The following is a 13,008-nucleotide window of genomic DNA, read 5'->3' as shown; positions in this document are numbered from 1 at the left end:
TTATACGGTCTGTTTGTGGAAAAGTTCGCGGAATACCGGGTAAATATCGTCCGGTTCGCGGATATGCTGCATGGCAAAGTTTTCGAATTTTGCCTGCAGGTCCTCGTATTCGCGCCACAGCGTCTGGTGGGCGCGGCGGGTGATTTCAATGTAGCTGTAGTAGCGAACCATCGGCAGCAGCTTTTTCGCCAGCAGTTCGTGGCACAGCGGCGAGTCATCGGCCCAGTTGTCGCCATCCGACGCCTGCGCGGCGTAGATGTTCCATTGCGCCGGATCGTAACGTTCCTCAACCACTTCATTCATCAGTTTCAGCGCGCTAGATACAATGGTGCCGCCAGTCTCCTGCGAGTAGAAGAACTCCTGCTCATCCACTTCCTTCGCTTGGGTATGGTGGCGTATATACACCACCTCGACGTTTTTATAGGTTCGGCTCAGGAACAGATAGAGCAGAATATAGAAACGCTTGGCCATGTCCTTGGTGGCCTGATCCATGGAGCCGGACACGTCCATCAGGCAGAACATCACCGCCTGGCTGGAAGGCTCCGGTCGGCGCTCATAGTTCTTATAGCGTAAATCAAAGGTGTCGATAAATGGCACGCTTTCGATTTTCTTTCTCAGTTCGGCAATTTCCTTGCGCAGTCGTTCCTCTTCCAGCAGTTGCACCGGCTCGGTGTTTTCCATCTGGGTGAGTTCGTCTTCCAACTCATGCAAAGCGCGACGTTTTCCTGCGGTCATGGCAGTGCGGCGCGCCAGCGAGTTTTGCAACGAACGCACCACGCTGATATTGGCCGGCACGCCGTTGGCGGTGTAACCGGCCCGATGGGTTTTGTACTCGGTGAGCTGCTTATACTGATTCTTTTTCAGGTTCGGCAGCGCCAGATCTTCAAACAGCAGGTCGAGATACTCGTCCTTGGATATCTGGAAAACAAACTCGTCTTCGCCTTCACCATCCTGGCTGGCATTGCCCTGACCGCCGCCGCCACCGCCGCCACCCTGAGGGCGTTCGACGCGGTCATTCTGCACAAAGTGGTCATTGCCCGGATGAACGCGGTGGCGTGTGCCACCGCGACCCTGATGAAACATAGGTTCGTTGATGTCGCCAGCGGGGATCGAGACGGACTCCCCACTGTCTACGTCGGTGACCGAACGCTTGTTGATGGCTTCGGCAATCGACTGTTTGATTTGCGACTTGTAGCGGCGCAAGAAGCGTTGGCGGTTAACCATGCTCTTGTTTTTGCCGTTAAGCCGTCGGTCAATGAAATAGGCCATACTTCCCCCAAACGACGTTGCCAACTTTCTATACTCGTTATACTTGCCGTTGCCTCTGTGTTGGTTGCGGTCACTTACCCGAATCACTTACCAGAGTAAGCTCATCGGGATAAGCGCTCTTACCGCCTTGATGCAACGCCAATTATTTTGGGTATACGCCATCTCCATGACGCTAATTCTCATTAGACGTTACGAAGACTTTCTGACCCGCAGATACCATTCACACAGCAGACGAACCTGTTTGCGGGTGTAGCCTTTCTCCATCATACGGTCGACGAAGTCGTCGTGTTTTTTCTGCTCATCCGTTGAGGTTTTTGCGTTAAAGGAAATCACCGGCAGTAACTCTTCGGTGTTCGAGAACATTTTCTTCTCGATCACGGTACGCAGCTTCTCATAGCTGGTCCAGTTAGGGTTACGGCCACTATTGTTAGCACGGGCGCGCAGCACGAAGTTGACTATTTCGTTGCGGAAATCTTTCGGGTTGCTGATGCCGGCCGGTTTCTCGATTTTCTCCAGTTCAGCGTTCAGGGACTCGCGATCGAACAGCTGGCCGGTGTCCGGATCACGGTACTCTTGATCCTGGATCCAGAAGTCTGCATAGGTCACGTAGCGGTCAAAAATGTTCTGACCGTATTCCGAGTAAGATTCCAGATAAGCCGTCTGGATCTCTTTGCCGATAAATTCGGCGTATTTCGGGATCAGATAGCCTTTCAGGTGCTCCAGGTATTTCTCTGCCAGATCTTGCGGGAATTGCTCACGTTCGATCTGCTGTTCCAACACATAGAACAGGTGAACCGGGTTAGCGGCGACCTCTGCGTGATCAAAGTTGAACACCCGCGACAGAATTTTAAATGCGAAGCGGGTGGACAGGCCGTTCATGCCTTCATCGACCCCGGCGTAGTCGCGGTATTCCTGGTACGACTTGGCTTTCGGATCGGTATCCTTCAGGCTTTCGCCGTCATAGACGCGCATCTTCGAGTAGATGCTGGAGTTTTCCGGCTCTTTCATGCGTGAGAGCACGGTAAAGCGCGCCAAGGTTTCCAGCGTGCCAGGGGCGCACGGCGCATGGGTCAGTTCGCTGTGATCCAGCAGTTTGTCGTAGATTTTGATCTCTTCCGAGACTCGCAGGCAATAAGGCACCTTGACGATGTAAACGCGGTCGAGGAAGGCCTCGTTGTTTTTGTTGTTACGGAAGGTCACCCATTCGGATTCGTTGGAGTGCGCCAGAATAATGCCGCTGAACGGCAGGGCAGAGATCCCTTCGGTACCGTTGTAGTTACCTTCCTGGGTGGCGGTCAGCAGAGGATGCAGCACCTTGATCGGCGCTTTGAACATCTCCACGAACTCCATAATCCCCTGGTTGGCACGGCACAGGGCCCCGGAATAACCATAGGCATCCGGATCGTTTTGCGCGTGGTTTTCCAGCTTGCGAATATCGACCTTGCCGACCAGCGCGGAGATATCCTGGTTGTTCTCGTCACCCGGTTCCGTTTTGGCGATGGCGATCTGTTCCAGGATGGAAGGACGCACCTTGACCACTTTGAATTTGGTGATGTCGCCGCCAAATTCATGCAGGCGTTTTGCCGCCCAAGGGGACATGATGGTGCCGAGGTAACGATTTGGGATGTTATATTCTTTTTCCAGAATAGTGGCATCTTCCTGCGGATTGAACAGGCACAGCGGGTGGTCGTTTACCGGGCTGCGTTCGCCGTTGGCGCTCAGGGTATAAATGGGCACGCGTTGCATCAGCGCTTTCAGGCGTTCTGCCAGCGATGATTTACCGCCGCCGACGGGGCCCAACAGATAAAGAATTTGTTTCTTCTCTTCGAGGCCCTGGGCGGCATGTTTCAGGTAAGAGACTATCTGTTCGATAGCTTCTTCCATACCGTAGAACTCTTCGAATGCCGGATAGCGTGCGATCACGCGGTTGGAGAACAGGCGAGACATACGCGACTCAAGCGCGGTATCCACCATAACTGGTTCACCGATAGCCATGAGTAGACGTTCTGCCGCATTGGCATATGCACTGCGATCTTGCCGGCAGATGGTAAGAAATTCCTGCAGTGTGAACTCTTCGTCCTTGGCAGCTTCGTAGCGCTGGCGATAGTGGTCAAATATGTTCATGGCGATGCCCGTCCTTTCGTTATTAGCACAGGTTAAAGGGAGCTGATGATTGTGTTTTGGCCCCCGAAAGAAGAAGTTATCCTTGAGTACAGCAACCCGTATGCCAACTTGGTGCGCTTATTATCGCGAGTTGCGCTGTATTGCCACTGGGCTCAGGATTCATTCACCTTCTGATTTAAGCTTAGTTTGCATACCAGAAAATTTCCTGCGTGGTAAAAAGCTTTTTTTAAGTCATATCAATGACTCAGTTATGACAGGGATAGCCAAATGCCTTGTCTGGCGCGGCCTGCGGCAAAAAACGTCACTGTTCCGCCATGATTAATTCATATTTCTATTCTAAGTTATTCGATCTTGGTTGTTTTCTATTGTAAAGATTAGGCGCGTAACGACAATTTCACATAAACTAAGCCAGCTATTAACTCTGTTATTTATGGAAAAAGAACCAGTGAAGATTTTTCAACTCAAAACGCTAGCAATTATCGCTTCCGCAATGGTTTGTGCGCAAAGTGCTCAGGCTGGGACCTGGTCACTCGGTGCTTCCGCGCTGGTTAGCCCGGATCCGTATCGTGGCTATCAGGACCGCGTGTATCCGGTACCCGTCATCAACTATGAAGGGGATGACTTCTACTTCCGTACCCTGACCGCCGGTTATTACCTGTGGAAAGATCAGGAAAACCAACTGAGTCTGATGGGTTACTACTCACCGTTGGGCTACCGTCCGGGTGACAGTGACGACGATCGCATGAAGAAGTTGGACAAGCGTCGCGGCACGTTGATGGCCGGTCTGGCTTATACGCATAATGCTGATTGGGGCATCCTGCGTACCACCTTTACCGGTGATACCCTGGATTACAGCAACGGCATGATTGGTGACTTCGCCTATCTGTACAAGTTTGAGCTGGACGCCTTCACCTTGGTGCCGGGTGTGGGTGTGACGTGGAGCAGCAAAAACCAGAACAAATACTACTACGGCGTTAGCGATAACGAATCTCGCCGCAGCGGTCTGGACAGCTACACGCCAAGCGACAGCTGGGCACCTTACGTTGAGCTGAGCGCCAACTACAAGATCAACAAAGACTGGAATGCCTTCTTTATGGGGCGTTACATCAAACTGTCTGATGAAGTGAAAGACAGCCCGATGGTGGATAAATCTTACACCGGGGTGTTAATGACGGGTGTGAGCTACAGCTTCTAAAAAGCGAATGCACAAAAAAAAGTGCAATGCAGGCATCATAAAGGGGCGCTGGCGCCCCTTTTGCACATCTGTAGTGCAATGATGCAGGGCAGGCGTTTTCACCGCCCCGCTGCGATCACGCGTTCTTGCGGGTGCGGAAGGTCACTGCCAGCCGTGCCGGTTGTTCCCCTGCGGCGATCAGCGGTTTGCTGACGCGGCCGGTTTCCACGCAAACCATGGTTTTATACCCGTCGTTAGGCATGTCCGCCATGCTGCAAGAAAGCTCTACGCCAGGGTTCCAGGCAATCACATCGCTCATGTGATGGTGATGAACCTCAATGGTGCGTTGGAGCGCCGCATCTTTGATCAGGCTAAAGGCCTCCGGCTGGGTATAAACCCGATCGGTCTGGCCGACGAAGGTCACGTCACCGGTCTGTTTGGCCTCTGCGCCCCCAGCGACTTTATCGATATAAGGCACGCCGAGCCCGGCTACCTTAACCTGTTCAATGTCCCCGATCTGGAAGTAGCTATGCAGCGCCGCAGTGGCCTGATAATCACCGTGAGACTCCAGCTCTATCTCACACTCTTCGCCTAGCTTGAAGCGGGCAATCAGCGTAAAGGCGTGTGGCCACAGGCTACGGGTTTGCTCATTATCTTTCAGCGTGAAGGTCAGAATGACGCCGTTGTCATCTTCATCATGCGCCGTCAGACTCCAGGGCTGATTGCGGGCGAAACCGTGTGAAGGTTTTGCCACCGGACCAAACCAGGGCCAGCAAATGGGGACGCCGCCGCGGATAGCATTGCCTTTTTTAAATGGCGTGTTGTTGCTCAGCCAAATGACCGGCTTTTCACCGCTGGGTTGCCAGGCCAATAGATGCGCGCCTTGCAGCGTGATAGCCGCACGCACTTTCGGGTGGGAAACCACCACCACGGGCAGTTCGTCGAGTTGCCGTTGGCTGATATAAGGAGAAATTTGCTGAGTAACGGGTAGGGTGAAAATTTTTTCGTTCATCGGTTGGCCTTTTGTTCGCCGTAGAAACAAAAAAAGGGCGACAAAAATGTCGCCCTCATCATCAGCTTGGCATCAATCCATTATTTGGAGATGTGAGCGATCAGATCCAGAACCTTGTTGGAGTAACCAGTTTCGTTATCGTACCAAGAAACCAGTTTCACGAAGGTGTCGCTCAGAGCGATACCGGCTTTGGCATCGAATACGGAAGTCAGAGTTTCGCCGTTGAAATCGGTAGAAACCACTTCGTCTTCGGTGTAGCCCAGCACGCCTTTCAGCTCGCCTTCAGATGCAGCTTTGATAGCAGCACAGATTTCTTTGTAAGAAGCTGGTTTTGCCAGACGAGCAGTCAGGTCAACCACAGAAACGTTCGGGGTAGGAACGCGGAACGCCATACCGGTCAGTTTGCCGTTCAGTTCTGGGATAACTTTACCTACTGCTTTAGCAGCACCGGTAGAAGAAGGGATGATGTTCTGAGATGCGCCGCGGCCGCCGCGCCAGTCTTTGTGAGACGGGCCATCAACGGTTTTCTGAGTTGCGGTAGTTGCATGCACGGTGGTCATCAGCGCTTCAACGATGCCGAACTTGTCGTTGATAACTTTAGCCAGTGGTGCCAGGCAGTTGGTGGTACAAGAAGCGTTAGAAACGATTTCCTGACCAGCGTAAGATTTGTGGTTCACACCCATAACGAACATTGGGGTGTCGTCTTTGGATGGGCCAGTCAGAACAACTTTCTTAGCGCCTGCAGCGATGTGTTTACGTGCAGTTTCGTCAGTCAGGAACAGGCCAGTTGCTTCTGCAACGACGTCAACATTGACTTCGTTCCACTTCAGGTTAGCCGGATCTCTTTCTGAGGTACAACGGATGGTTTTGCCGTTAACAACCAGGTGGCCGTCTTTAACTTCTACAGTGCCGTTGAAGCGGCCGTGAGTAGAGTCATATTTCAGCATGTAAGCCATGTACTCTGCGTCTAACAGGTCGTTGATTGCAACGATTTCGATGTCAGAACGTTCTTGAGCAGCACGAAAAACAATGCGACCGATACGGCCAAAACCGTTGATACCTACTTTGATAGTCATATATTCCACCAGCTATTTGTTAGTGAATAAAAGGTTGCCTGTAAAATTACAAAAACCTTACCAAGCGTCAAGCGGAATCGTGTCAATACTTGCTGTAAATCAAACCTCGCAGCCTGGTTTGAGCGCTTATTGCACGTTCCGTTTGCGTTCGGCCTCATCCGTAATATGGGGTCAAACCGCCAAGTATAAAGTCAGTCCATATAAGATATGTGATCGGTATCACATATTGCCGCGACGTGACCTTTATGGGCTACAGTTTAGGCCAAAAAGCGCTGCAGTGTTGTTAATTTTTTGTTATTATTACTCATTGTTTTCGTTGACATTATCCACATTCAGAGAAACGCACAAATGGCTAAAGAGACAACCCCTGACCATCCGGCCACGGAACTGAATGAAATCCAACGTTATGTGACTCAGGAACGTGGTACCGAGGCGCCGTATTCCGGCAAATTGCTGCACAACAAACGCGAGGGCGTGTACCATTGCCTGTGCTGCAACCACCCGCTGTTCTACTCAGACAGCAAGTACGACTCCGGCTGCGGTTGGCCGAGCTTCTATCAGCCGGTATCTGACGATGCGATTCGTTATCTTGATGATAATTCACATAATATGCATCGCGTTGAGATCCGCTGTGGTCACTGTGACGCGCATTTGGGCCACGTATTCCCCGACGGCCCGCAGCCGACCGGCGAGCGTTTTTGCGTTAACTCGGCGTCGCTCAGTTTTACCGACGGTGAGAACGGTGAGAAAACGGCTGGCTAGAGCTAGTACGCTGTTAGAAAAATCGATTCAGCTAATTATTCTTGCATGAGTAAGGAAAGGCCCTGATGGATGTGAAAGACCTGATTGCCGCCATGACGCCGGAAATCTATCAACGGCTGGTATTGGCCGTTGAGCTGGGCAAGTGGCCGGATGGCGTAGCCCTGACTCCGGAACAGAAAGAAAACAGCCTGCAGGCGGTCATGCTGTGGCAGTCGTTGCACAATGCCGATCCGCAACACATGAGTATCGGCACCGACGGCCAGATTGTGATGAAGAGCAAGCAAGAGCTGAAACAGCAGTTTATCGCTGAACCCTTGGCTAAGCTGAAACCGCAGTAAATCGAATAACGGGGCGATAGTGACATCGCCCCGTGGGTTTAGCCTTTCCCGCCGTTGATCCCCAGCGATTCCGCCAGTTGATGCGCGAGCCGGTTATTGTCGTCTGCGCCATATTCCCAGAACATCGCGCCCCCCAATCCCTTACTTTTGATGTAGTCAGCCTTCAGCTCAACCGAGCGCGGGTTCTCGTACGAAATGGCGAATAAAGGTTTGCCCTCGGCGGATTTCATCGTCAGATAGGGTACCTGGGCATCGCTGTCCCAATGGGCGCTGAAGCGCCGCTGTGGATCGTTTAACAGCTTGCTGACGATATCGTTATATTTGAAGTAGCTGTCTTTGGTCAGGTCCAACCCCAGTGATTTGAAGACGGCGGTTTCACGCGCGGTGAAATAGGGTTGGGTGACAGGGTTTTTCTCTGCGTCGGCTTTGTCCCAGTCGATGCCGGGCTCAGTGGCGCGTTTGGGTACCCGACCATAAAAACCGATGCCCAGATTTAACTGCGTCGGTTTAAGTCCAGCGGCCAAATAGTTATCCACGACAAAATTGGCGCTGTAGCGATCGGCCGCCGCGACGGTCGGCCACTGTTTGGAATCATACAGATTGGAGTTGAAATACTGAGTGCCGTACGCCATGTCGTAGGTCATCAGGTTGATGTAATCGAGGTAGGGCGCAATACCTTTGACGTCCACCCATTCCTGCGGACTTTTGACGTTGGCACCCACGGCGATGGTCAGCAATTTATTTTTATTCAGGGCGCTATGCAGTTCTTTCAGCAGCACTGTGAAGTTGGCCCGGTCCGCCGGTTGGCTTTCGACCAGCCCCCAGGCGCCGTTAACCGGGTACTCCCAGTCGAGATCGATGCCGTCCAGTTGGTACTGCTTGATGACGTCCAGCACCGAACGGATAAATACGGTCCGGCTCTCTGGCGTTGCCGCCGCACCAGAAAAACCGCGAGCACCCCAACCGCCGACGGACAGCAGCACTTTCAACTCCGGATTCTGTTTACGCAATACCGGCAGCAGCTTCAGATCGGCCATCACTTTAGGTGACAGATAAATCTGGTGCAGGCGAGCCGGGTCTTTTAGCGCCGGATTGGATTCGTCTTTCTCATCGTTGTAGATCAGGCCGAAGGAGTAATTGAGGTGGGTAATTTGCGTGACGTCCAGCTTGTTGATGTCACCGCCTGGACCGGCGGTAACGTCACCCCCGCCGTTGAAATAACCGACGGAAAGGTAAGAGGCGGCATGCGCCATGCCGGCACCAGCCATACCAAACTGCACCGCCACCAGCAAAGGCAGCAGTTTACGGATGAAAACCATGTTATCTCCTTTGGTCGGCAAGGCCGACCCGAAACCGCCTCAGGCGGTAACATAAAGCCGGGCTCAATGGGCCCCGGATGCGTATAACTGATTGATGCCAAGGCATCAGCGGTCATAACAGCAAATGTGCTGCACGCGAACAAGATGTCATCACAGGAGAATGGTCGGAATGTGAGCGATGTCGAGATTTGTCGGTGGGGGAATGGGCGGGTGCCATCAGCACCCGACGCATTATCGTTCGATGAATTGTGACAGGGTAACGAGTTTTGCACCAGCCTGCTGCATGGCCTGAAGGGCTTCCTGACTGTCACCAGGTTGCAAATTAACGCCGCGACAGCCGTCGGTAATTACCGAGGTCTGGTACCCCAGCGCGAGAGCATCCAGGACGCTGAATTTGACGCAGTAGTCGGTTGCCAGCCCCATCACGGCCAAATGACTCACGTCATGAGCTTTCAACCAGCGGTCCAACTCGGTGCGTGAGCGATGCCCGTTGTCGAAGAAGGCGCTGTAGCTGTCGATATCCGTATTTTGACCTTTACGGAATACGGCGACGATATCCCGTTGGTTTAATTGCGGATGAAGCTCGGCACCTGGGCTTTCCTGTACGCAGTGCACCGGCCACCACACCTGCGGCAACCCCTCCAGTTCACCCAGCGTACCCACCTGTGCGTTGGCGTTTACCGCAAAGCTACGGTGATTGGCAGGATGCCAGTCCTGGCTGGCGACCACAGGTTCGCCCCGCGCGTTGCAGGCCTCTATTGCCCGATTGGCTACGGCGATCACGGCATCGCCGTCTGTCACCGCCAGTGCGCCGCCGGGGCAAAAATCGTTTTGCAAATCGATTAGCAGCAGGGCTGTTTTCATCGCGACTCCGTCTTGGGGTTAGGGTTAACCACTGATGCTTAGTTCACCGCGCAAGTCTTGCTGCATCTGGCTGCGGATTTGCTCCGGCGTCAGCGGTTGGCTCAGCAAATAATGCAGCTTGGTCAAGGCGGCTTCCACCGTCATGTCGAAACCGCTGATGACCCCCGCATGGGCCAGCGCGTTACCGGTGGCGTAGCCTTCCATATTCACCCGACCGGAGATGCACTGGGTCAGGTTCACGACCACAATGCCGCGTTCGGAAGCGTCGCGCAATTCATCAACCAGCTCCGCTTTTTGCGGTGCGTTGCCCACGCCGTAAGAGCGCAGGATCAAGGCTTTCACCGGTTGCAGCAAAAAGTTGCGGACTACCGCGCCGGAGATCCCTGGGTAAATCGTCACCACACCGATCGGCTGCGGGGTAATGTCATGCACTTTCAGCTCACCGTTGCAGACCGGGCTGTCGATACCGTTCTGGCGACGGATATGGATCCCTGCTTCCAGCAGTGGCGGCAGGTTAGGCGAGGCAAAGGCGTCGAAACCGTCAGCGTGCGCCTTGGTGGTACGGTTGCCGCGGAACAGTTTGTTGTTGAAGAACAGACTGACTTCATTCACCGGATGGTTGGCGGCCAGGTACAGCGCGTTCAGCAGGTTGGTTTGACCGTCGGAACGCAGTTCAGCCAGAGGGATTTGCGAACCGGTGACGATCACCGGCTTGGCCAGGTTTTCCAGCATGAACGACAGCGCCGAAGCGGTGAAGGCCATGGTGTCGGTACCGTGCAGGATCACGAAGCCATCATAGAGGTGGTAATTCTTTTTGATGTCGTCGGCGATATGCTGCCAGTCTTCCGGCGTCATATCGGAGGAATCGATCAGCGGCGCATATTCATGAATGGTGAAGTCCGGCATCTCCGGCCGGTGAAACTCAGGCATCAAGGCCAGTTGGCGCTGCAGGTGACCGGACACCGGGATGTAGCCGTGATCGGAGCGTTGCATGCCGATGGTACCGCCGGTATAAGCGACGTAAATCGATTTCTTTTGCATGGTCATTGTTTTAACAGAAATATGATGGGCTGAATTATAGGGGGATAAGCGCAGAAAAAAAGCCCGGCGGGTGCCGGGCTGAGGATTAATTTGTTAGCGGACTTCTCCGCAGGTCAAACAGATGGCATAGCGGTTTTGCGGATCGTTCAGGTTGTTGAACAAACCCGGCTGTTCTTTCACCGCCATGGCTACCGACGCCAGCGGCGCAGGCAGCATTGACTGAATGGCTGCCGGCAGCATGGCGTGAATAGACACGCCAAACTGGCTGAGTACCATATCGGTCAGGCTTGGCGTATCGACAAACCAGTTAAGCTGCCATTGTTTCAACTGCGCCAGTTCGGCCGCTTTTTTCACCGCGTCGTCAAAATCGCCCAACTGATCGACCAGACCGTTGGTTTTGGCATCGCTGCCCAACCACACGTGCCCCTGAGCAATTTGGTCAACCTGCTGGGGCGTCATTTTGCGGGCCTTGGCGACCAGATCGATAAAGTTTTGATAACCTTTCTCGATGTTCAACTGCATCATCTGCGAGAACTCTGGTGGCAGCGCCTTGGTCACCGCCAGATCCGCCAGCGGCGAGGTGGCCACACCGTCGGTATGCACGCCAATGCTGTCCAGCGTCTGCTCATAGGTGTTGATCACCCCGAAGATGCCGATAGAGCCGGTGAGGGTGCTCGGGCTGGCGATGATGTAGTCCGCCGGGGTAGAGACCCAATAACCGCCCGATGCCGCCATACCGCCCATGGAAACCACCACTGGTTTTCCGGCGGTGCGTACTGCGGCCAGTTCGGAGCGGATCACTTCAGAAGCGCTGACGCTGCCCCCTGGGCTGTTAACCCGGAAGATAACCGCTTTGATCGCCGGATCCAGTCGTGCCTGACGCAGTTCCGCGGCGGTGGTGTCACCCCCAACGGTGCCTGGCGTCTGCGGGCCGTCCATGATCGCGCCGTTGGCGAAGATCACGGCAATTTTGCCTCCCTGATCTGGCGCCGCTTTTGGCTGATAGTCATAGATGCTGGTGGCGTTGAAATCGTTCGCCTGCTTGTCCCAACCGAAAGTCTTGATCAGTTGGTTCTCAATGACGGTGCGGGAAGCCAGCTCGTCAACCAGTTTATTGTCCAGCGCGTACTTGGCGGTATCGCCACCGGCGGCCTGTAAGCCGGTCAACACGCCCGCCGCACCGGGGAACAGTTGCTGCGCGGTGATCTGACGGTTGGCGGCTACCGTATCCAGGTAGTTCTGCCACAGCCCGCCAATCCAGCGGCTGTCGGCCTCACGGGCGGCCGGTGACATATCGTCACGGATCAGCGGTTCTACCGCAGATTTATAGGTACCCACGCGGAAGATATTGGTGGTGACCTTGAGTTTCTCCAACAGGGATTTGTAGTAAAGATTGTTGGTGGCGAAACCGTGCAGATCGACGGCGCCCTGTGGCGACAGATAAACCTTGTTGGCGTAGCTGGCCAGATAGTATTGCGTCTGGTTATAGCTGTCGCCAATGGCGAAAATCGGTTTCCCGCTGTCGCGGAATTCCCGCAGCGCCTTGCCCATATATTGCAGCGAAGGCTGATCGGCGCCGGCAAAATCATTTAACTGCAATACCATGCCGGTAATGTTTTTGTCGTCCTTGGCTTTGCGGATGCTGTCAACCACGTCAAACAGGGAGTTTTCCTGCAGACGGTTACTGGACGCACCCAGCAGTTCACGGCCCCATTGGCGCACTTTGTTGTTCATCGAAGGTTGGTCAACGACCACGCCGCTCAAGTCCACCAGTAACGCACCGCGAGTAGGCACGGCAGGGGTGGTTGCGCTCTGGAATGAAAGATAGATGCCAACCCCAACCAGGATCAGCAACACCAGGAACAGATTAAGGATCAGTTCCCTGATAAAGTTCAGCAGACGCCATGTCCACCTGAAAACGCCGGCAATGATTTGCCACAATGTGCGCATGTGCTCTCCAGCAAGAGTCGAGAATGTTCCGCTATCCTAATGAGCGGCCGAGGAAATGTCAGCTTTAAATCGTGTGTCA

General features: G+C 53.8%; 12 protein-coding genes. 4 read left to right on the top strand and 8 right to left on the bottom strand.

Annotation, left to right across the window (positions count from 1 at the left end):
* Both M2407_RS07660 and yeaG read right to left on the bottom strand, forming a co-directional pair.
* Window positions 1–1,269 (bottom strand): YeaH/YhbH family protein, encoded by a 1,269-nt coding sequence (locus tag M2407_RS07660; RefSeq protein WP_020827215.1) that lies wholly within the window; start codon window positions 1,267–1,269, stop codon window positions 1–3.
* Between the two features lie 189 nt (window positions 1,270–1,458).
* Window positions 1,459–3,393: a protein kinase YeaG gene (gene yeaG / locus M2407_RS07655; RefSeq protein ID WP_020827214.1), complete on the bottom strand. Its 1,935-nt coding sequence runs from the start codon at window positions 3,391–3,393 to the stop codon at window positions 1,459–1,461.
* Window positions 3,394–3,475: 82 nt separating this feature from the next.
* Between yeaG and M2407_RS07650 the strand changes: the two genes are divergently transcribed.
* Window positions 3,476–3,715 (top strand): hypothetical protein, encoded by a 240-nt coding sequence (locus M2407_RS07650; RefSeq protein ID WP_128864695.1) that lies wholly within the window; start codon window positions 3,476–3,478, stop codon window positions 3,713–3,715.
* Between the two features lie 108 nt (window positions 3,716–3,823).
* Window positions 3,824–4,588, top strand: a complete 765-nt coding sequence (locus tag M2407_RS07645) for a MipA/OmpV family protein (protein WP_020827213.1) — start codon at window positions 3,824–3,826, stop codon at window positions 4,586–4,588.
* A 115-nt stretch (window positions 4,589–4,703) separates the two neighbouring features.
* On the opposite strand, the gene M2407_RS07640 is transcribed toward M2407_RS07645, so the two are convergent.
* Together M2407_RS07640 and gapA are read right to left on the bottom strand one after the other, a co-directional pair.
* Window positions 4,704–5,579, bottom strand: a complete 876-nt coding sequence (locus M2407_RS07640; protein WP_020827212.1) for a D-hexose-6-phosphate mutarotase — start codon at window positions 5,577–5,579, stop codon at window positions 4,704–4,706.
* An 80-nt stretch (window positions 5,580–5,659) separates the two neighbouring features.
* On the bottom strand, window positions 5,660–6,655 hold the full coding sequence (gene gapA / locus M2407_RS07635) for a glyceraldehyde-3-phosphate dehydrogenase (protein ID WP_012145453.1): 996 nt from the start codon (window positions 6,653–6,655) through the stop codon (window positions 5,660–5,662).
* Window positions 6,656–7,003: 348 nt separating this feature from the next.
* Here gapA and msrB point away from each other — a divergent pair, with 348 nt between their 5' ends.
* Together msrB and M2407_RS07625 are read left to right on the top strand one after the other, a co-directional pair.
* Complete coding sequence (msrB, locus tag M2407_RS07630) at window positions 7,004–7,417, top strand: peptide-methionine (R)-S-oxide reductase MsrB (protein ID WP_020827211.1); 414 nt, start codon at window positions 7,004–7,006, stop codon at window positions 7,415–7,417.
* A gap of 65 nt (window positions 7,418–7,482) precedes the next feature.
* Window positions 7,483–7,755, top strand: coding sequence for a YeaC family protein (locus M2407_RS07625; RefSeq protein ID WP_020827210.1), 273 nt, complete (start codon window positions 7,483–7,485; stop codon window positions 7,753–7,755).
* A 38-nt stretch (window positions 7,756–7,793) separates the two neighbouring features.
* Here M2407_RS07625 and M2407_RS07620 read toward each other — a convergent pair whose 3' ends face one another.
* From M2407_RS07620 to sppA, 4 genes are all read right to left on the bottom strand, one after another.
* Window positions 7,794–9,074 (bottom strand): glycoside hydrolase family 18 protein, encoded by a 1,281-nt coding sequence (locus M2407_RS07620; RefSeq protein WP_259217497.1) that lies wholly within the window; start codon window positions 9,072–9,074, stop codon window positions 7,794–7,796.
* Between the two features lie 231 nt (window positions 9,075–9,305).
* Window positions 9,306–9,938, bottom strand: coding sequence for a bifunctional nicotinamidase/pyrazinamidase (gene pncA, locus M2407_RS07615; protein ID WP_259217496.1), 633 nt, complete (start codon window positions 9,936–9,938; stop codon window positions 9,306–9,308).
* A gap of 24 nt (window positions 9,939–9,962) precedes the next feature.
* A complete protein-coding gene (gene ansA / locus M2407_RS07610) occupies window positions 9,963–10,979 on the bottom strand; it encodes an asparaginase (protein ID WP_041415430.1) in 1,017 nt (338 codons plus the stop codon).
* Between the two features lie 93 nt (window positions 10,980–11,072).
* Window positions 11,073–12,929, bottom strand: a complete 1,857-nt coding sequence (sppA, locus tag M2407_RS07605; protein WP_259217494.1) for a signal peptide peptidase SppA — start codon at window positions 12,927–12,929, stop codon at window positions 11,073–11,075.
* Window positions 12,930–13,008: the final 79 nt, after the last annotated feature.

The organism is Serratia sp. BIGb0234 (genome assembly GCF_024809915.1).
GTDB classification, from domain to species: Bacteria; Pseudomonadota; Gammaproteobacteria; order Enterobacterales; family Enterobacteriaceae; genus Serratia; species Serratia liquefaciens.
The sequence above is the reverse complement of the archived record's forward strand: the minus strand, read 5'-3'. Positions and strand labels throughout refer to the sequence as shown.